The organism is Pseudomonas sp. R1-7, from assembly GCF_051132105.1.
Lineage (GTDB): Bacteria > Pseudomonadota > Gammaproteobacteria > Pseudomonadales > Pseudomonadaceae > Aquipseudomonas.
Window position 1 is genome coordinate 1,090,637 of sequence record NZ_CP071661.1, and the last position, 19,218, is coordinate 1,109,854.

At 60.1% G+C, this 19,218-nt stretch carries 16 protein-coding genes; 10 read left to right on the plus strand and 6 right to left on the minus strand.

Annotated elements, in window-relative coordinates; translation table 11 throughout:
• Positions 1-12: 12 nt before the first annotated feature.
• Positions 13-777, minus strand: coding sequence for an N-acetylmuramoyl-L-alanine amidase (locus tag J3P79_RS04815; RefSeq protein WP_434608581.1), 765 nt, complete (start codon positions 775-777; stop codon positions 13-15).
• 646 nt (positions 778-1,423) lie between these two features.
• Here J3P79_RS04815 and J3P79_RS04820 point away from each other — a divergent pair.
• The 4 genes from J3P79_RS04820 (at position 1,424) to J3P79_RS04835 (ending at position 8,200) form a co-directional block, all read left to right on the plus strand.
• Positions 1,424-3,217: a DUF1302 domain-containing protein gene (locus tag J3P79_RS04820; protein ID WP_434608583.1), complete on the plus strand. Its 1,794-nt coding sequence runs from the start codon at positions 1,424-1,426 to the stop codon at positions 3,215-3,217.
• Positions 3,218-3,239: 22 nt separating this feature from the next.
• A complete protein-coding gene (locus tag J3P79_RS04825) occupies positions 3,240-4,607 on the plus strand; it encodes a DUF1329 domain-containing protein (RefSeq protein ID WP_045156871.1) in 1,368 nt (455 codons plus the stop codon).
• A 145-nt stretch (positions 4,608-4,752) separates the two neighbouring features.
• Complete coding sequence (locus tag J3P79_RS04830) at positions 4,753-7,305, plus strand: LuxR C-terminal-related transcriptional regulator (RefSeq protein WP_434608585.1); 2,553 nt, start codon at positions 4,753-4,755, stop codon at positions 7,303-7,305.
• A 184-nt stretch (positions 7,306-7,489) separates the two neighbouring features.
• Entirely contained in the window at positions 7,490-8,200 is a 711-nt protein-coding gene (locus J3P79_RS04835) for a hypothetical protein (RefSeq protein WP_434608587.1), read from the plus strand.
• Here the strand turns inward: J3P79_RS04835 and J3P79_RS04840 are convergent.
• On the minus strand, positions 8,165-8,986 hold the full coding sequence (locus J3P79_RS04840) for an IclR family transcriptional regulator (RefSeq protein WP_434608589.1): 822 nt from the start codon (positions 8,984-8,986) through the stop codon (positions 8,165-8,167). The genes J3P79_RS04835 and J3P79_RS04840 overlap by 36 nt on opposite strands.
• A gap of 151 nt (positions 8,987-9,137) precedes the next feature.
• On the opposite strand from J3P79_RS04840, the gene hmgA reads away from it, so the two are divergent.
• From hmgA to maiA, 3 genes are read left to right on the plus strand one after another with little or no spacing between them, the layout of a single operon-like run.
• A complete protein-coding gene (gene hmgA / locus J3P79_RS04845) occupies positions 9,138-10,442 on the plus strand; it encodes a homogentisate 1,2-dioxygenase (protein WP_434608591.1) in 1,305 nt (434 codons plus the stop codon).
• A gap of 3 nt (positions 10,443-10,445) precedes the next feature.
• A complete protein-coding gene (fahA, locus tag J3P79_RS04850) occupies positions 10,446-11,750 on the plus strand; it encodes a fumarylacetoacetase (protein WP_434608593.1) in 1,305 nt (434 codons plus the stop codon).
• A gap of 9 nt (positions 11,751-11,759) precedes the next feature.
• Positions 11,760-12,398: a maleylacetoacetate isomerase gene (gene maiA / locus J3P79_RS04855; RefSeq protein WP_434608596.1), complete on the plus strand. Its 639-nt coding sequence runs from the start codon at positions 11,760-11,762 to the stop codon at positions 12,396-12,398.
• Between the two features lie 19 nt (positions 12,399-12,417).
• Here the strand turns inward: maiA and J3P79_RS04860 are convergent, their stop codons facing one another.
• Positions 12,418-13,221, minus strand: a complete 804-nt coding sequence (locus tag J3P79_RS04860; RefSeq protein WP_434608598.1) for a SirB1 family protein — start codon at positions 13,219-13,221, stop codon at positions 12,418-12,420.
• 185 nt (positions 13,222-13,406) lie between these two features.
• On the opposite strand from J3P79_RS04860, the gene J3P79_RS04865 reads away from it, so the two are divergent.
• Positions 13,407-14,426: a Glu/Leu/Phe/Val dehydrogenase dimerization domain-containing protein gene (locus J3P79_RS04865; protein ID WP_434608599.1), complete on the plus strand. Its 1,020-nt coding sequence runs from the start codon at positions 13,407-13,409 to the stop codon at positions 14,424-14,426.
• 15 nt (positions 14,427-14,441) lie between these two features.
• Here the strand turns inward: J3P79_RS04865 and J3P79_RS04870 are convergent, their stop codons facing one another.
• Entirely contained in the window at positions 14,442-15,647 is a 1,206-nt protein-coding gene (locus J3P79_RS04870; protein WP_434608601.1) for a benzoate/H(+) symporter BenE family transporter, read from the minus strand.
• Positions 15,648-15,961: 314 nt separating this feature from the next.
• Here J3P79_RS04870 and J3P79_RS04875 point away from each other — a divergent pair, with 314 nt between their 5' ends.
• Positions 15,962-17,353: a PLP-dependent aminotransferase family protein gene (locus tag J3P79_RS04875; protein WP_434608603.1), complete on the plus strand. Its 1,392-nt coding sequence runs from the start codon at positions 15,962-15,964 to the stop codon at positions 17,351-17,353.
• A gap of 75 nt (positions 17,354-17,428) precedes the next feature.
• On the opposite strand, the gene J3P79_RS04880 is transcribed toward J3P79_RS04875, so the two are convergent.
• Positions 17,429-17,689, minus strand: a complete 261-nt coding sequence (locus J3P79_RS04880) for a YebG family protein (RefSeq protein WP_003205410.1) — start codon at positions 17,687-17,689, stop codon at positions 17,429-17,431.
• A 287-nt stretch (positions 17,690-17,976) separates the two neighbouring features.
• Between J3P79_RS04880 and J3P79_RS04885 the strand changes: the two genes are divergently transcribed.
• A complete protein-coding gene (locus J3P79_RS04885) occupies positions 17,977-18,477 on the plus strand; it encodes a phosphate-starvation-inducible protein PsiE (RefSeq protein WP_039591619.1) in 501 nt (166 codons plus the stop codon).
• On the opposite strand, the gene J3P79_RS04890 is transcribed toward J3P79_RS04885, so the two are convergent.
• Entirely contained in the window at positions 18,474-18,791 is a 318-nt protein-coding gene (locus J3P79_RS04890) for a DUF3509 domain-containing protein (protein ID WP_434608604.1), read from the minus strand. The genes J3P79_RS04885 and J3P79_RS04890 overlap by 4 nt on opposite strands.
• Positions 18,792-19,218 lie beyond the last annotated feature (427 nt).

The window sequence follows — 19,218 nt, forward strand, 5'->3', positions numbered from 1 at the left end:
GCGGCGACCGGATCACGGGAAGTACTTCTTTACCAGGGCGGCCAGGTTCGCGGCGGTCTCGATGTCCATCACGCCGTCATGCCTGGCCGGACGAAAATGCAACTGGAAGGCGCGTACGAGTCGTTGGAAACCCACGACCGTGGTTGCCGCCGAAGTGTCATAGCCATACCGCTTGAATAACCCGAGTAGCTGTTCGCGAAGTGGGATGCCGTTGGTTTGATACGCCTGCATGAATGTTTTCTGAGTGGCCTCGTCAAACCAGGCCCCGATTCCCTTGAGATACAGCCCGTGCCACGGAAACATCGGGCCGGGGTCGCTCTTTCGTCCGGCAGCGATGTCCGAATGCCCCACCACGTTGACTGGACTGATGTCCGGGTATCGCTTGAGAATGTCCAAAGCCAGGTATTCGATCGCCTCGATTTGCTGGGCCTTATAAGGCGGAAAGATAAACTGGCCTTGGTTGTCGGTTGCCAGGTTGACGATTTCGACGCCGATCGAAGTGTCGTTCAGATTGCTGCGATTTCCCCAACTGCTTACGCCGGCATGCCAGGCGCGCTGGTTTTCGTCCACGAGATTGAATATTTGCGGTTCTTTGAAGCCTAGCTTCAGGTAAGTGGGGTCAGCGACGTCGGGAATAAGGTAATGAGCACTGACGGAAGGGCCTGTTAATGCATTGACGGAAGAGGCGAAGTTGCCGGCCGTGTAATGAAAGATCAGAAAGCGAATGCGGCTGTTATGACTTTTTGTTGAACGAAAGCGTGCGTTGTCTATTTGCATGATCAATGACTCACTGCTGAATAAATCGGAGCGATATGCGGCGATTGATTCAGCGTAACAATCAATTATTGGTCTGCGCGTAGCTCTGATCTGGCATCGTTGTAGGAGCAGACAACAGCCAATACGTTATTAATGTAACCGGACGGTAAAAAGATTCCGACAAAGTTGTAGGAAGCGAGGAAGTTTCCTTCAATCAACCAAGAAATAAAAAAGGCCGCTGCAAAACGCAGCGGCCTAAACGTGACGTTGCAAAGGAGCTACAAATCAACGTCAGTCGTGCGCGGGGACGATGGATTGATGCGCAATCCATCCGAATGACGGTGCGCCGGGCGCGGGGGACGCCATGGCGACTTGGGCTTGCAGGCCCGTTGCCCTGCAAACCCGGCCAGCATAGGGATCGGACGTTGCGGGAAACAGCCCGGTTCCGGACATGCACTGTTGCAGTGCGCGCAACAGTCACACGCACCGTGATCGCCATGTGCGGCATTGATGATTCATCATCCAGTCTGTTCATGCGCTGTGCAGAGGCCAGTCCCGCATGGGCTGTAATCCTTTCTAGGTACAGCGCGAATACCCCCTTGGTGCGCTTATCGCCCATGGCTCGCGGCAGTAGGGTGAAGGCTCTGTCACTCACCGGGGAAGACGCATGACAACAATAACAATGCGCGCCATCTTCAAGCCGCAGGCGCTGGCCGTCGCGGTGGCCTTGGGTTGCTGTGCCCAGGCGCAGGCCGTTTCTTTCAACATTGGCGAAATCGAGGGGCAGTTCGACTCCTCGCTGTCCGTTGGCGCGAGTTGGGGCATGCGCGATGCCGACAGTGACTTGGTCGGTACCGTCAACGGCGGTAGAGGCCAGTCCTCCACCGGCGACGATGGGCGACTGAATTTCAGGAAAGGCGAGACGTTCTCGAAGATTTTCAAAGGCCTGCACGACTTGGAGCTCAAGTACGGCGATACCGGCGTGTTCGTGCGGGGCAAATATTGGTATGACTTCGAACTCAAGGACGAAAACCGTGAGTTCAAGGACATCAGCGACAGTAATCGCAAGGAGGGCGCCAAGTCATCGGGCGCGCAGATCCTCGATGCCTTTGTCTATCACAACTACTCCATCGCCGATTTGCCAGGCACGGTGCGGGCCGGCAAGCAGGTGGTCAGTTGGGGTGAAAGTACCTTCATCGGCAACTCCATCAACAGCATCAACCCGGTGGACGTGTCTGCGTTCCGTCGCCCCGGCGCGGAGATCAAGGAAGGCTTGATCCCGGTGAATATGTTGTTCGCCTCCCAGGGCCTGACCGACAAACTCACGGTCGAAGGTTTCTACCAGTTGGAGTGGGACCAGACCGTCGTGGACAACTGCGGCACCTTCTTTGGCAACGACGTGGTTGCCGACGGCTGCACCGACGGCTATACCGTGGGAAGCCCGGCGATTGCTCCGTTCGTACCGTTGACCAACGCATTCGGCCAAGGCATCCAGGTGACCAGCGAGGGCGTCGTCATTCCCCGTGGCGGTGACCGCGATGCGCGGGACTCCGGACAGTGGGGCACGGCGTTGCGCTGGCTCGGCGACGACACCGAGTACGGCCTGTATTTCATGAATTACCACAGCCGCACGCCGACCGTGGGCACCACTACGGCGGGCCTCTCTACGCTGGCCGCCCTGCCGGGGATGGTTGCGACGGCCAACGGCATTGTGCCGGGCAGCGGCGCGGGCCTGGCGCAAAGTGTCATGCTGGGTCGCGGTGGCTACTACCTGGAGTACCCCGAGGACATCCGCCTGTACGGCGCGAGCTTCTCCACCACGCTGCCCACCGGCACCGCGTGGACCGGTGAAATCAGCTACCGCCCCAACGCTCCGGTGCAGGTCAATACCAACGACTTGACGCTCGCCTTGGTGAATCCGATCGCCGGCGGCGCCGCGTCACCCATCGCCACCCGGCCAGGTGCCGACAACACCGGCTACCGCCGCAAGGAAGTTACCCAGGTCCAGAGCACCCTGACCCACTTCTTCGACCAGGTATTGGGCGCCGATCGCCTGACCGTGGTGGGCGAGGCGGCGGTGGTGCACGTCGGTGGCCTCGAATCGAAGAACGAGCTGCGTTATGGCCGCGATTCGGTCTACGGCCAGTACGGCTTCGGCGGCGATACCGATGGTTTCGTCACCTCGACGTCCTGGGGCTACCGCGCCCGGGCGATTCTCGATTACTCGAACGTCATCGCCGGGGTGAACTTCAAGCCCAACGTGTCCTGGTCTCACGACGTGGCCGGCTATGGCCCCAACGGTTTGTTCAACGAGGGCGCCAAGGCTGTCAGCGTGGGCGTCGATGCCGATTACCGCAACACCTACACCGCCAGCCTGAGCTACACCGATTTCTTCGGCGGCGATTACAACGTTCTCGAAGACCGCGATTTCCTCGCGTTGAGCTTCGGCGTGAACTTCTGATCTGGCTGACAAGGAAAACCCAATGCGCAAGACGATCCTGCAATGCGGTGCCCTGGCCCTGAGCCTGCTGGCCGTGAACGTGATGGCGGCGGTGTCGCCGGAGGAAGCGAACAAGCTGGGCACCAGCCTCACGCCACTGGGCGCGGAGAAGGCCGGCAACGCCGATGGCTCGATCCCGGCCTGGACTGGCGGCATCCCGAAAAACGCTGGTGCCGTGGACAGCAAAGGCTTCCTGGCCGACCCGTTCGCCAATGAAAAACCGCTGTTCACCATCACCGCCGCGACCGTGGACAAATACAAGGACAAGCTGTCCGACGGTCAGGTCGCGATGTTCAAGCGCTACCCGGAAACCTACAAGATTCCGGTCTACCCGACCCATCGCAGCGTCGGCCTGCCGCCGGAAGTCTATGAGTCGGCCAAGCGCAGCGCGCTTAACGTCAACGCCATCAACGACGGCAACGGCCTGGCCAATTTCACCGGCAACCGCTACTACGCGTTCCCGATCCCGAAGAACGGTGTGGAAGTGTTGTGGAACCACATCACTCGGTATCACGGCGGCAACCTGCGGCGCGTCATCACCCAGGCCACGCCGCAGACCAACGGCAGCTTCACGCCGATCCGCTTCGAAGAAGAAATCGCCGTGCCGTTCCTGATCAAGGATGCCGACCCGGAAAAAGCCAGCAACGTGCTGACCTATTTCAAGCAGGAGGTCACCGCGCCGGCGCGCCTGGCCGGTAACGTGTTGCTGGTGCACGAGACGCTCGACCAAGTGAAAGAGCCGCGCCTGGCGTGGATCTACAACGCCGGCCAGCGCCGTGTGCGGCGTGCCCCGCAAGTGGCCTATGACGGCCCGGGGACTGCCGCCGACGGATTGCGTACCTCGGACAACTTCGACCTGTTCTCCGGCGCGCCGGATCGCTATGACTGGAAACTGGTTGGCAAGAAGGAGATGTACATCCCGTACAACAGCTACAAGCTCGATTCGCCAAGCCTCAAGTACGACGATGTGATCAAGGCCGGCCACATCAACCAGGACCTGACCCGCTACGAATTGCATCGGGTCTGGGAAGTGGTCGGGACGGTCAAGCCAAGCGAGCGGCACATCTACGCCAAGCGCCACATGTACATCGACGAGGACAGCTGGCAAGCGGCGCTGGTCGACCACTACGACGGTCGCGGCCAGTTGTGGCGCGTGGCCGAGGGGCATGCCCAGTTCTACTACGACCACCAGAACCCGGGCTACACCCTCGAAGCGCTCTACGACATCATCGCAGGCCGCTACATCGCGCTGGGTATGAAGAACGAAGAGAAGCACGCCTACGTGTATGGTTTCGAGGCTCGTGCAGCCGACTACACCCCGGCGGCGTTGCGTTCGAGCGGGGTCCGGTAATCCCCCTGGCAAGGCAGCAAAAAAAAGACCGGCAACCGAGTTGCCGGTCTTTTTTTTATGGGCGCCAATCAGCGTGCTGAATATTTCTCCTAAGGTGGTCGACACAGGTCTAGGGTGAAGGAACAACAATAAAAAGGACCTCGCAATGACCGCCATGACCCCGTGTCCGGACCGTCCAGGGCTGCTGCCTCGCCTGTCGTCGACGCACGTGCCACGCAGGTCGTTGAGCGAGCCTTTGCTGGCTTCCGAGGCGCGGGTAAAACTGCTTTGCGCACCCGCGGGAAGTGGCAAGAGCGCCTTGTTCGCCGAGTGTTTCCTGCAGGCCCCCGCCGAGTGCCGGGTGCATTGGCTGCCCCTGGCCGGCGCGACGATGAATGCCGCGCAAATGTGCGAAAGCCTGGCGCAGGCCCTCGGGCTGCCGGTGACGGATGAGGCGAGCCTGCTGGCTCATCTGGCGCGCCTGCAATCTGCGACGTGGCTGTTCCTGGATGACTATTGCCGGGTGGCCAATCCTGAGCTGGACCAACTGCTTGACCGTTTGTTGAACACCAGCAGCCCTGCATTGCATCTTTGGTTGAACGGCCGTCGTCGTCCTCATTGCAACTGGCCGCGCTTGTTGCTCGATGACGAACTGTACGAGTTCGACGCCCAGGCCCTGGTTTTTTCTTGCGACGATGTCCAGCAACTGCTGAAGCACTTGCCCGGTCCGCTGGCAGCGCGCACGGCCCGGGAAGTGATACAGCGTAGCGGCGGCTGGTGTGCCGGGGTGCGCATCACCCTGCTGGAGCGCTGTGAATGGGCTCGCCGGCACGCCGCGCCGGGCCGGGCCGGCACCTTGCTCGATTATCTGGAATACGAACTGTTCGGTACGCTGACCCCGGAGCTGGCCCAGGCCTGGCGGGTACTGGCGCATCTGCCGCGGTTCAATGCCCAGCTTTGCTCTCACCTGTTTGGCGATACGGTCGGTGCCGAATGCCTTCCGTTGCTGATGGACCTGGGGTGCTTCATCGAGCCGTGGGAGGATTCCTCGGACTGGCTGCGGATTTTCCCGCCCCTGGCGCGATTGGTGCGCGAAGAGCCCTGGCCACAAGGCCGCTCCTGGCATCGACGGGCCTGCCAATGGTTCGCGGCCGAACAGGACTGGCCCATGGCATTCGAGCAGGCCATGCAAGCTGGGGAATTCGAGACCGCTGTCAGTTTCATGCAGCACCTGAATTTCGAACATGTGCTGCAAGGCAGCAACGTCCAATTGCTGCTTGCCCTGCATGACCAGCAGGGCGAAGCATTGTCGCTGGGGACCGCGCAATCGGTAGGGCTGATCACCACGGCCTTGCTCTTCGCCGGCCGCTTTGACCAGGCTGAAATCTGCATTGATCAACTGGCCAGGTTCATGCCACATCCCCTGGTCGGTCAGCAGAGACAACTGGTCGCCCGTTGGGAGGTGCTGCGTGGTTGGTTGTTGCACCTGCGCGGCGAGGGTGACCAGGCTCGCGAACATTTTCTCCAGGCCCTGGCCGGGCTGGATCCGGAGGCCTGGGCCCTCAAGGTGCTGTGCCTGATCGGACAGACACAACAGGCATTGCTTCAAGGCGAACTGGCGTTGGCGCAGGCGATCAATCGCCAGGCGCTTTGCGTAGCGCGCGCCGGCGGTTCGCTGGTGTTCGAAGGGCTACTGGAATTGGACCATGCGCAAATCCTGGAACAGCGCGGCGCGCCCCACCGGGCCGATCACCTGCTGGGCGCGGTCCAGGCATTGCTCGATAAGCCTGGGCAGGATTTTTCTGCATTGCTGGGCCGTATCGCCTTGCGACGGGGGCGCCTGGCGTTGCGCATGGGGCTTGACGAGCAGGCCGCCGAGCACTTCCAGGCGGGCCTCGAGACCGGTTTGCGCAGTCAGGACAAGCAAGTGCTCTATGGCTTTCTCGGTAAGGCAAGCCTGGCCGCCAACCAAGGCGACTATGGCGAGGCCTTCATGCAGCTTCGCGACGCCGAGCGGACCATGCAACAGCGGCAAATTCCCGACACGGTATACCGCGGTGTGTTGCTGCAAGTCAGCTGTCAGTTCTGGTTGCAGCAGGGGCGACCGGAACTGGCCCATGAGGTATTGACCCGCGTGTTGCGGCATTTTCATGGGCCACAGGCCAAGCATGCGCCGCCCGCGACCTTGGAGCTGATTCCCCGTCTGGAGTACTTGCTGGTGCTGACGGAAGTCTATCTGGGCCGGGCGCACGAGCCGCAGGCCCGACTCAGGGAAATGATCGCCCAGGCACAGCACTGCGAGATGCATGCCTTGGAAACCGAACTGCTGCTGGTATTGGCGGAGGTCGTCTGGTTGTCGGCCGATCGTCACCAGGCGCGCGAGCTTTTGCAACAAGGGCTCGAACGGGTTGCCTGCCGGCGGGCGCAACAAGCCCTGCGCGAGCTGTGCCTGCGCCAACCGGATCTGGTGCACGCGGCACAAACTGCCGACCCCCTCGACCCGCCATCGACGGTGGCCGAGGAAACCGTGCTCAGTCACCGTGAACTGGAAGTGCTGGAGTTGATTGCGCAAGGTTATTCGAACCAACAGATCGCAGAACAATTGTTTATCTCATTGCACACCGTGAAGACCCATTCGCGTCGCATCCATAGCAAGTTGGGCGTGCAACGGCGTACACAGGCAGTGGCCAAAGCCAAGGTCATGGGTGTGATGAGCTAGGTTTGAAAAAACTTACGCGCGCTTACATATCGCTGAGCGTAGATGAATGGTGTTGGTGTATAACTTCCGGGCTGAACTTGGTTGAAGCTGAACTTCAGCTGGCTCCGAGTGCCGTAACAAGTGAAATCCATTCAACGGATCGAGCGGGAAGTTTGATTCGATACAGAACAAGGAAGTTGTTTTTATGTACGTTCCATTATTTGCTTCATATTCGCAAAGGCTTGCTGCTCTCAAGAAAACGCGTATTGACTTCGCTGTACAGGTGTTGCTCGGTGAGGCGTTGGAAGGGTTGGAAGGGTTGGAAGCCAGTCCATATCATCTCTATTTAAATGCACGGGATCATATTGCTGGCGCAGAGGTTGTTTCCTCCGTCACATTGTTTGATGAAGCGCTGGCTTGCGTTGAAAGACAAGTCGGCCCCACTTACACCCAAGGCACTCACGAAATTTTCAGCAAGCGTTATTCGTTTGCCCCAGAGGATCGGATCAAGGGGCTTGATGTGATCGGCTTTGAGAAAATCGTCATGGATATCGTCTCGAGCCTGACCGACGAACCGTCGATTGATCTATCCCGTCCCGCGCTGAGGCCACTGGCCGTCGAGGACCTTGAGTCGATCTTGAAGAGCCACCTGCCAGGCGTCGAGTTGAACGAAACCTATGTCACCGGTTTTGGCTCGGACGATCTGGGCGGCCGAGTCATCACTTCATCCCAGAAGCTGGTGGACTATCTCCTGGCTCACTTCGACGATGACGATATTCCCTTTCATGCCAAGGGCGGCCATCAGGCCGTGTACACGCAGGCCTTCAGCGGGGAAGCGACGCACGTACATCCGCAGTTGACCACCGCACACCTCAACGACTTATTGATCAGGATCGTGCCGGACTTGTTGAGCTGATCCCGGATTGCCCTCGTAGCCCATTCGCCAGCTTACGGCCCGGCTCGCCGCCAACAGGCGCTGCGCCGCCGGGCCGTTCTCATCCGCGTGGAACAGTGACGTCGGGCCGACGATCGTCATTACCGCCGCCACGTCGCCCATGGCGTTGAACACCGGCGCGGACAACGCATCCACTCCGGGCATCAGCAACCCATGCACGTGATGCAAGCCACGACTGCGGATGTGCTCGCACAGCGTTGCATAGGCCTGTTCGTCCGCCAGGGCGTGGCTTTGGGTGGCGTGCACTTCCTGGTCGCGCAACTCGATCGTCTCGCGCTCCGGCAGATAAGCGCTGAAAACCAGACCGGTGGAAGAACTGAGCAACGGCAATACCGAGCCCAGTTGCGTCACCACGGTCACGGCCCGTACGGCGGGCTCGATTCGCACCACTGTCGCGCCGTGATTGCCCCATACCGCCAGGAAACAGGTTTCGTTCAAGTCATCGCGCAACTCGGCCAAGGGCAGGGCGGCCACTTGCAGTACGTCCATGCCGTTCAACGCCGCCAAGCCCACGCGCAAGGCCTCGCGACCCAAGCCGTAGTGGTTGGTGGCTGTGTTCTGTTCGGCAAATCCGCTGGCGATCAAGGCTTGTAGATAACGGTGGACCTTGCTGGCCGGCATCTGCACGTGTTCGGCCAGGCGCGACAGCGACGTGGACGGCGACAGTTCGGCCAGGGCCTTGAGGATATCGGTGCCGACCTCAGCGGAGCGGACTTTCTGTTTACCGTTGCTCGGCGGGTTTTCCATGGAGGTGTGGGTCCGAAGGGCGAATGGGCGTCTTTATAGCTTGACGGTGGTTGTCGAGCAAATTACGTTATGCGTAATTTGATTACGATAAAAATAACCCGGTACGCCTCAAGTCATTCATTGAGTGACGGACCGCATCTCAGGAGGCTCCATGAACCTCGATCCCACGCCGTCGGATGTGCTTTACCAGTCTGGCTTCGGTAATGAGTTCGCCAGCGAAGCGCTGCCTGGCGCTCTGCCGGTTGGCCGGAATTCCCCGCAAAAGGCGCCTTACGGCCTGTATGCCGAGCTTTTTTCCGGCACCGCGTTCACCATGGCCCGCAGCGAAGCGCGGCGAACCTGGATGTACCGCATCCGGCCCTCGGCCAACCACCCGGCGTTTACCAGGCTGGAGCATCAATTGGCTGGCGGCCCGCTGGGTGAGGTCACGCCTAATCGCTTGCGCTGGAGTCCCCTGGGCGTACCCGATGAGCCTGCCGATTTCATCGACGGGCTGGTGCGCATGGCCGCCAATGCTGGCTCGGACAAGCCGGCGGGCATCAGCATTTATCACTACCGGGCCAACCGTTCCATGGAGCGGGCGTTCTTCAATGCCGACGGCGAATGGCTGCTCGTGCCGCAACTGGGGCGTCTGCGGATCGCCACCGAGCTAGGTGTGCTGGATCTCGAACCCTTGGAAATCGCGGTGCTGCCCCGTGGACTGAAGTTCCGTGTCGAGCTGCTCGACCCTCAGGCCCGCGGTTATATCGCCGAAAACCATGGTGCGCCATTGCGCCTGCCCGACCTGGGGCCCATCGGCAGCAATGGCCTGGCCAACCCAAGGGATTTCCTGTCGCCTGTCGCTCATTATGAAGACCTCGCCCGACCCACCACATTGGTGCAGAAGTTCCTCGGGGAGTTATGGGCCTGCGAACTCGATCATTCGCCGTTTGACGTGGTGGCCTGGCATGGCAACAACGTGCCGTACAAATATGACCTGCGTCGCTTCAATACCATCGGCACGGTCAGCTTCGACCATCCAGACCCGTCGATTTTTACCGTGCTGACCTCGCCCACCAGCGTCCATGGCTTGGCAAACCTTGATTTCGTAATTTTCCCGCCACGCTGGATGGTGGCGGAGAACACCTTCCGTCCACCCTGGTTCCACCGCAATCTCATGAATGAATTCATGGGCCTGATCCAGGGCGCATACGACGCCAAGGCCGAAGGTTTCCTACCTGGAGGCGCGTCGCTGCACAGTTGCATGAGCGCCCATGGTCCCGACGGCGAAACCTGCACCAAGGCCATTGATGCCGAACTCAAGCCGGCGAAAATCGACAACACCATGGCGTTCATGTTCGAGACCAGCCAAGTGCTGCGCCCGAGTCGTTTCGCCTTGGACTGCCCGCAATTGCAAACGGACTACGACGCCTGCTGGGCTTCGTTGCCGGTCACGTTCGACCCGACCCGGAGATAATCCATGACTCAAATTTTCCCCACCCGCAGTTGGGTCGACTCCGCCAACGGCCATGCCGACTTCCCCTTGCAGAACCTGCCGCTCGGCGTTTTCAGCCCGGCCGGGGCATCCCCGCGCAGCGGCGTTGCCATTGGCGATCGGATTTTCGACTTGCAGGCGGCGTTGCACGCGGGGCTGTTCGATGGCGCTGCGGGCGAGGCCATCCTGGCCATGCGGGACGGCCAGTTGAATGCGTTCTTCGAGCTTGGCCGTGGCGCCCGGGTTGCCCTGCGTGAACAGTTGGTGGAACTGCTGCGCGAGGGCAGTCCCCGGCGGGACGAGATCCAGGCCAAGGGTGAAAAGCTGCTGCATCCGGCGGAGAACTGCCAAATGCATCTGCCTGCGAAAATCAACGATTACACCGACTTTTACGTTGGCATCGAGCATGCGCAAAATGTCGGCAAGCTGTTCCGGCCGGACAACCCGCTGCTGCCGAACTACAAATACGTTCCCATCGGTTATCACGGCCGTGCTTCGACGGTGCGGCCATCGGGCACCGATGTACGTCGCCCGAAGGGTCAGACTTTGCCGGCAGGGCAGACCGAGCCGACTTTCGGGCCCTGCGCGCGGCTGGACTATGAGCTGGAGCTGGGGATCTGGATCGGAAAGGGCAACGCTCTAGGCGAGCCCATCGCCATCGGCGACGCCGCCGAACACATTGCCGGTTTCTGCCTGCTCAACGATTGGTCGGCCCGGGATATCCAGGCGTGGGAATACCAGCCGCTGGGGCCGTTCCTGTCCAAAAGCTTCCTGACCAGCGTTTCGCCATGGGTCGTGACTGCCGAAGCCCTGGAGCCGTTCCGTCGTGCGCAGCCGGCGCGTCCCGAGGGCGATCCGCAACCATTGCCGTACTTGCTGGACAAACGAGACCAGGCCGCGGGTGCATTCGACATCGAGTTGGAAGTCCTGCTGCTCACCGAAGCCATGCGTGAGCAGAACCTGCCAGCCCATCGACTGACCCTGAGCAATACGCAATACATGTATTGGACGGTGGCACAAATGGTTGCGCACCACAGCGTCAACGGCTGCCAGTTGCAAGCGGGTGATCTGTTTGGCTCGGGTACGTTGTCGGGGCCGCAGAGCGGTCAGTTCGGCAGCCTGCTGGAAATCACCGAAGGCGGCAAAAAGCCGATCGAACTGGCATCCGGCGAAGTCCGCAAGTTCCTCGAGGACGGCGATGAAATCATCCTGCGCGCCCGGTGCAGCCGCGAGGGCGTTGCATCGATCGGCTTCGGCGAATGCCGCGGCAAGATCCTGTCGGCACGTTGAGGCGCGGGCATGGAACTCTATACCTACTATCGTTCCACTTCGTCGTACCGGGTGCGTATCGCCCTGGCCCTCAAGGGCCTGGATTACCAGGCCCTGCCCGTCAACCTGATCGCCGCACCCGAGGGCGAGCATCGCCAGCCGACGTACCTGGCGATCAATCCACAGGGGCGAGTACCGGCACTGCGCACCGATGAGGGGGCGCTGCTGGTGCAGTCGCCGGCGATCATCGAATACCTGGACGAACGTTATCCACAGGTGCCGCTGTTGAGCCGCGACCTTGCGACTCGCGCCCACGAGCGTGGCGTCGCGGCGCTGATCGGCTGTGATATTCATCCCCTGCACAATGTCAGCGTGCTCAATAAGCTGCGCAAGTGGGGGCACGATGAAACGCAGGTAGTAGAATGGATCACGCACTGGATCAGCCAGGGGCTCACCGCAGTGGAACAACTGATTGGCGACGACGGTTATTGTTTCGGCGCGCTGCCAGGTATGGCGGATGTGTACCTGATTCCTCAGTTGTACGCTGCTGAGCGGTTCAACGCTTCATTGCAGCTGTATCCGCGAATCCGTCGTGTTGCAGCGTTGGCGGCTGGGCATGAGGCCTTTCAGCGGGCGCATCCGGCGAACCAGCCGGATACTCCCAGTTGATACGGGTGTTGCACCTTGCTCAATGCACTATCGAATTGGGCGGCAGATGCCCCAATCGCTCGGTCAAACGCAGCCGCTGGATCGGATCGTCGCTGAGCATCAGCGCATGCTCAAGGTCGAAACGTTCGGCGTTGGGGCAGTCGAGCCGTTGGTAAAGGCTGGCACGGGCCAGGTAATCGGCGGCGTTGGCATTGCCCATTTCCAGCACGCGTTCGGCGTCAATCAGTGCGGCAATGTAATCATCGTTCGCCAGGTGCAATTGCCGCAGGTTGCGCGACAACCGTTGGAGCATTTGCATCGGCTCGGCGCTGACCAGGTGCTCAGCCTTGAGCTGCATGTTAGAGCCATATTGGCGTTGTAGCAGGTCCCGGCAGTCATTGGGGTACAAGCGCCGGCCACCGCATGGGTCGAGCAAATGATCGGCGCCGGGCACCCGCAGCAGGAAATGGCCGGGAAAGTTGACGCCAACCATCGGAATCTCCAAGCCGCGAGCCAGTTCCAACGCTATCAGCCCAAGGGCCAGCGGTTGGCCGCGCTTGCGCGCCAGGACTTTGTCGAGCAAAGCCGCGCGAGGGCGTAGCGGGGTGAAATCGTCCTGGGCGAAACCCAGGTCATTGAGGCGTCGAAGCAAGGGCTGGCCCAATTCGTTGACCGGCAACATTGGCAGGCCGTGGCTGACCAGCCGTTGCAGGTCCTTGAAATCGTTCAGCAGCGTCGGTACGTCCACCTCATGGTCATGTTCGGCGGCAACCCATAGCGCGGCTTCGAACAGCGCCGGTGGCGAACGGTGCAGGCATTCAAAAAAGGCTTGGCGCGGCTTCATCACAATCTCCGGGCTATGCCTCGTTTTAGCTCCGCCATGGGTTTTCGTCCAGCCCTGCAAATGCCCCGTTACAGGTTATGCCTGAAAAGCTGCGCCGCGCTTGCGCTTATTCCGGCGTGCTCCAGCAATTTTCGACTGCGCGCCTATACTGGCGAAACAGACAAAAGTGATTCGGGAGCCTGTCGATGTTTGCTCTCATGCAAAGCTCCCGCCTTGAATCGCTGTACTTGAGCGTAGACCCGGCGACCGGGTTGAAGGCGGTGATTGCCATTCATTGCAGCCGTCCGGGGCCTGCCCTGGGTGGTTGTCGTTATCTGTCTTATCCCGACGACGAAAGTGCCGTGGCCGACGCGGTGCGCCTGGCCCAGGGCATGAGCTACAAGGCCGCCTTGGCCGGATTGCCGGTGGGCGGGGGAGTGGCAGTCATCATGCGCCCGGCCCATGTCGACAGCCGGGCCGCGCTGTTCGAAGCCTTCGGGCGCTGCATCGAGCAGTTGGACGGACGCTACATCACCGCCATCGACAGCGGTACATCGGTGGCCGACATGGATTGCATTGCCCAGCAGACCCGTCATGTCACCAGCACCACCGCCGCGGGAGACCCCGCGCCCCACGCGGCGATGGGCGTTTTCGCCGGCATCCGTGCCACGGCCATGGCGCGCCTGGGCAGCGATAACCTGGAGAGCCTGCGGGTCGCCATCCAGGGCCTGGGTAATGTCGGATATGCCCTGGCCGAACAACTGCACGCGGCGGGTGCGGAGCTGCTGGTCAGCGACATCGATCCCGGCAAGGTCCAGTTGGCAATGGAGCAATTGGGTGCCCATCCCATCGCCAACGATGCGTTGCTCAGCACCCCCTGTGACATCCTGGCACCCTGCGGCCTTGGCGGCGTACTCAACAGCCAAAGCGTGGCGCAATTGCGCTGCTCGGCTGTCGCAGGTTCGGCTCATAACCAACTCAGCAACCTGCAGGTCGCTGATCAGTTGGAAAGACGCGGGATCCTCTATGCCCCGGACTATGTGATCAACTCAGGCGGCCTGATCTACGTCGCGTTGAAGCACCGCGGCGAAGAGTTGCCGACCATTACCGCGCACCTGTCGAAAATCGGTGCCCGGCTTACGGAAGTCTTCGCCCACGCCCAGGCGGAAAAACGCTCGCCGGCCCGGGTGGCCGACGAGCTGGCGGAGCGTCTGTTGTATCGGTGAAATTGTCGCGGGCAATTATCGTGGGTTGTCCTCGGCCATCGCAGTCGCCCGGCTTTCCCGGGTGTAGTTCAGTGCCAAATGCGCCACGAGGCCGAAGATCAACCCCCAGAATGCGGCGGCCAAACCGAGGAAGCTCATGCCCGACGCTGTCACCAGGAAGGTGATCAGTGCGGCCTCCCGTTGCTTTTCATCAGCCATGGCACCGCTCAGTCCGGCACTGATCGCACCGAACAAGGCCAGGCCAGCGAGGGAGGCGATCAGCTCTTTCGGCAGCGCGGAGAACACCGAGGCCAAGGTTGCGCCGAAGATGCCCATCAGGATATAGAAAACTCCACAGGCGATCCCTGCGATGTAGCGTTTGTCGCGATCTTCATGGGCTTCGCGGCCGGTGCAGATAGCCGCGGTGATCGCTGCCAAATTCAGACCATGCGAGCCGAATGGCGCCATCAGGAGCGAGCCGATGGCGGTCAACGAAATGATCGGGCGAGCCGGTGTGGTATAGCCCGACGTGCGTAGCACTGCCATGCCCGGCACATATTGGCCGGTCAAGGTAACCAGTGCCAAAGGCAAGCCGATATTGATGATTGCATGCCAGCTCCATTGCGGGGCGATAAAGACGGGGTGCGCCACTGCGACAGCAATCGAACCGCTGTTGAGTTCACCGAAGGAGGCGGCCACCGCGCACCCGATGATCAGCACCGACAGGATCGCGTAGCGTGGCGAAAAGCGCTTGAAGGCCAGGTAAGCCGCGATCATCGCCAATACCAGCACCGGCTGCAGCTCAATGGACGTGAACAGTCCGGCGCCGAAGCGGAACAGGATACCGGCGAGCATCGCCGCGGCGATGGCCTTGGGCAGGCGACTCATCAGCTTGTCGAACGCTCCAGACAGGCCGACCACGGCAATGATCACCGAAGCCGCGATATAGGCGCCGATGGCCTGGGGCAGGGTTACGGTGGGCAGCATCGATACCAGCAACGCCGCGCCCGGTGTCGACCACGCGGTGATCACCGGAACCCGCAGGCGCCAGCTCAGGAGTAGGCCGGTCACTCCGCTGCCAATGGAAATGGCCCAGATCCATGAAGACACCATTTCTTGGGGCAATTGTGCTTCCTTGGCGGCCTGGAAGACGATGATCAGCGGGCCGGCGTAGGAAATGATCACTGCGATAAAGCCTGCAATGATTGCTGAGATGGATAGATCCTTTCTGAGTGTGTCCATGAGGTCTCGGCTTGGCGCGGTCGGCGCCCGAATGTTGAAGAAAGGTGTATGAATTGGTTCGATTAATGTGAGTGTATTTGAGCTGATTGAATCGATTCAATAGGGAGTGCAATTAATTTTATAAACTTTTTAGCGAATGCGCCCCTTGAGGCCGATCGACCCTATGGCTATGGATGCTCTTGTTAGTTGAGGTACAGGCGGTTTGCTAAGCGGAGAATCGAGTCAATTGGCCGATTGCTTTGCAGAATTAACCGCATAACCCCGCTGTGATATGCTCGAAACTGATCATTTTCTACGATGGGCAGTCATCATCCATGTGGGTTCCCCAACTGAGCGACACCAATCAGCCGGTGTATTTATCCATCGCCGATGCATTGGCGCGTGACATCGAAAGTGGTGTGCTGAGTGAAGGTGACCGGTTGCCGACGCTACGGGAGCTGGCCAGCGCCCTGAACGTCACGCCAGGCACTATCAGCCGGGCCTACAGCGAAGCTCACAGGCGTCAGTTGGTGCAAGGAGAGGTGGGACGTGGCACTTATGTGCTCAACCGCAAGCCGCTTGGACTGCCGACGAGCCACGGTGCCGCGACCCTTGGTCTCGGCCAGCCTGAATGGCTTGATCTTTCGATCATCAAGCCTTCCAGCGAGACCCTGGATGACTGGTTGCGCGATGCGCTGGTGGGCATGGCGAAGAGCACCGATTTCGCTCGGACCCTGGATTACGCCCCCGACGGAGGCCATCCGGCCCATCGTGAGGCGGGGGCGCAATGGCTGCGTCATTCATTGCCCAACGCCCAATGGCAACAAGTCGTCATCACGTCAGGCGCGCAGCATGGCTTGATGGTGGCGATGAGCGCCTTGACCCACGCTGGCGACCTGGTGCTATGCGAAGCGCTATGCTATCCGGGCATCATCTCCCTGGCCCATGGCCTGGAGCGTCGCCTGCGCGGTGTGCCGATGGATGATGAAGGCATTATTCCAGAGGCGTTGCGCGAGCTGTGCCAGCGGGAAAAACCGGCCATGCTGATTTGCGTGGCGACGTGCCAGAACCCCACGGCGGCGATCATGTCGCAAAAACGCCGGGCCCAGATCGCGGCGCTGGCCGAAGAGTTCGATTTCATCATCCTTGACGATGATATCTATGGTTTTCTCGCGACCGATCCTTCGACCAAGCCGCTGGCGGCCTTCGCGCCGGACCGTTCGGTGTATCTGACCAGTCTGTCGAAGTCAGTCATGCCGGCACTTCGCATCGGCTATCTCTATAGTCCGCCCAAACTGTTGTCGCGCTTGACCTCGATGGTGCGCAGCAGCGTCTGGATGCCCTCGCCGTTGACCGCGCAATTGGCCAGCAATGTGATTATCGAGGGTTTGGACAAGAAACTGGTGCGCATACAGCGCAACGAAGCGGCCGGGCGTCAAGCCATTGCCCGCGAAATTCTTGGCCGATTCGAACTCAAGACCCAGCCGCATTCCTATCACGTCTGGTTGACCTTGCCCGAGCCATGGACCTGCGACGAATTCACCATGCTCGCCCGGGCCAACGGCGTATTGGTACTCAGCGGCAGCCAGTTCCAGGCTGAACGTTCAGGGGCGGCCAACCGGTGCGTGCGGCTGGTGCTGATGTCCCCCACCAGCCAGGATGAACTGCGTTTCGCCTTGACCAAGCTGGCGAGCTTGATTGATTCGGACCCGCGTCTTCACTACTGAAAAAGATCGCAGCCTTCGACAGCGCGTGCATGACAGATCAAGTGCATGCGCTGCCGAAGGCTGCGATCTTCCGGTTCATTCGTCCGACGGATTGAGCAGTTCGGACAGGGCGTCCGGCTGGCTCTTGAATGCCTTGGCAAACACATCGCGATTCTTCGCCATGTAGATCCCGGCTTCCTCCACTTGTTGCTCGCTCAGCGATGGAACGGCTTTTTGCAACACCTCGGCCAGCAATTCGGCGAGTTCCAGCATTTTGTCATGACGGTCAGCTTCGGCTTTATCCATGAACAAGCGCTCCAGATCTCGGCTGCTGCGGTATACCACTTCGACGGCCATTCACCACCTCACATGCCTTCACATTGGTTGTCTGTGTGACTACTGTATTTATATACAGGCCAAAGAATAAGCGAATCCATTCTCTTTGGGTAGTGGCTTTTTAATGTAGTCCGATTTCGGGTCTTGTCGCGCACGCTGCAGGCATTCGGGACGCCGCTTCGCGTCTCTACGTGTCGAATACCAGCCTATCGCCATCTCATCTGCGACACTGGCCTTTTTTCTGCATGCAGAAAACCGTCACGTCCATCCCGCATCATCCGGTCGAGTCGACCTAAGGAAACTACATCGTGAAAATCAACTGGGCCGAGAACCTGCGCCAGAACGTGCATCAACTGGCCGAATCACTGGGCAACCTGTTCGTCGAGACCTTCCATTACCTGGCGCTGTTTGCCATTGGTGCGGTCACCGCATGGGCAGCGGTGATGGAATTTTTGCAGATGATCGAGGTGGGGCACATCAAGATCGACGACATCTTGCTGTTGTTCATCTATCTGGAATTGGGGGCGATGGTCGGGATCTATTTCAAGACCAACCACATGCCGGTGCGCTTTCTGATCTATGTGGCAATCACTGCGCTGACGCGGCTGTTGATTTCCAACGTCTCCCACCACAGTCCGCCGGACCTGGGCATCATTTACCTGTGTGGCGGCATTCTGCTGCTGTCGTTCGCAATTCTGGTGGTGCGCTACGCCTCGTCGCAATTCCCTTCGGTAAAAATCGAACATCCGCACCGCAAGATCGGTGCGGGTTCCAGCGAGCATTCCGAAGTCGAGAAAGGCGAGATTTAGATACCCACAGCGGAGGGGGCCGGGCCTTGTGATTGCGGTGGCGGCACCTTGATGTTGTCGCCGCCGGTCATGGCTTCGAGGATCGCCACGGCGCTGTGGCCTTCTTCGATGGCAATGCCGAACTGAATGCTTTGTACCAAGCGCCGCAGCCGTTCCGGGTCGTTGCGTTGCTGGGCGCTGATCATGCGCTTGGCGACAATGCGCCCGGACTTGGAAAGGGTCAGCATGATGCTGCCGTCCAAGCCCTGGATGCTCAGGTTGATCTGGTATTGCGGCGCGAAAGCGTCCGTAATGATCTGAAAAGGATTGTCCATGATGCGTCACCGCCTGATTGAACGTGCAGTTGTTGACCGGCCATGGTCGGGATAAGTTCGCAACACCAGACCATCGGCCATTCCATGATCGTGTTCATCCTTGGGCTGGGCGGGCGATGGACCGACAGATCCCGCCAGCGGCAGCTCCGCCAGGGAGTTTGCAAGGCCCATGCCGGAAAAAATCCGGGCCAATGAGCTGGGGGGCAGGCTGCAAAATGCTCTGCAATGCTGTTCTGGGCGTAGCCCGTTTCAGGGCAAAGAGGGGCGGGTGTCCCCTTGCGGTGCAGGCTGTAGGGAGGATTGGCGAAAGGGGCGCGGGGCGAGATAACTCCCGACATTAACAGCGCTCTTGGCGATTGTCCGGCTTTATTTGCAAATGAATATTTATCTTTTTTTGGGGCTTGAATTGTTCCGCTGCCAGCCCGAC

Excerpts from the sequence above, each read along its gene's own strand:
- J3P79_RS04865 (WP_434608599.1), top strand. The coding sequence starts at position 13,407 with ATGTTTGCTCTCATGCAAAGCTCCCGCCTTGAATCGCTGTACTTGAGC.
- J3P79_RS04880 (WP_003205410.1), bottom strand. The coding sequence starts at position 17,689 with ATGGCCGTCGAAGTGGTATACCGCAGCAGCCGAGATCTGGAGCGCTTG.
- J3P79_RS04830 (WP_434608585.1), top strand. The coding sequence starts at position 4,753 with ATGACCGCCATGACCCCGTGTCCGGACCGTCCAGGGCTGCTGCCTCGC.
- J3P79_RS04875 (WP_434608603.1), top strand. The coding sequence starts at position 15,962 with ATGTGGGTTCCCCAACTGAGCGACACCAATCAGCCGGTGTATTTATCC.
- J3P79_RS04870 (WP_434608601.1), bottom strand. The coding sequence starts at position 15,647 with ATGGACACACTCAGAAAGGATCTATCCATCTCAGCAATCATTGCAGGC.
- hmgA (WP_434608591.1), top strand. The coding sequence starts at position 9,138 with ATGAACCTCGATCCCACGCCGTCGGATGTGCTTTACCAGTCTGGCTTC.
- J3P79_RS04860 (WP_434608598.1), bottom strand. The coding sequence starts at position 13,221 with ATGAAGCCGCGCCAAGCCTTTTTTGAATGCCTGCACCGTTCGCCACCG.
- J3P79_RS04840 (WP_434608589.1), bottom strand. The coding sequence starts at position 8,986 with ATGGAAAACCCGCCGAGCAACGGTAAACAGAAAGTCCGCTCCGCTGAG.
- J3P79_RS04825 (WP_045156871.1), top strand. The coding sequence starts at position 3,240 with ATGCGCAAGACGATCCTGCAATGCGGTGCCCTGGCCCTGAGCCTGCTG.
- J3P79_RS04835 (WP_434608587.1), top strand. The coding sequence starts at position 7,490 with ATGTACGTTCCATTATTTGCTTCATATTCGCAAAGGCTTGCTGCTCTC.
- maiA (WP_434608596.1), top strand. The coding sequence starts at position 11,760 with ATGGAACTCTATACCTACTATCGTTCCACTTCGTCGTACCGGGTGCGT.
- J3P79_RS04815 (WP_434608581.1), bottom strand. The coding sequence starts at position 777 with ATGCAAATAGACAACGCACGCTTTCGTTCAACAAAAAGTCATAACAGC.
- fahA (WP_434608593.1), top strand. The coding sequence starts at position 10,446 with ATGACTCAAATTTTCCCCACCCGCAGTTGGGTCGACTCCGCCAACGGC.
- J3P79_RS04890 (WP_434608604.1), bottom strand. The coding sequence starts at position 18,791 with ATGGACAATCCTTTTCAGATCATTACGGACGCTTTCGCGCCGCAATAC.
- J3P79_RS04820 (WP_434608583.1), top strand. The coding sequence starts at position 1,424 with ATGACAACAATAACAATGCGCGCCATCTTCAAGCCGCAGGCGCTGGCC.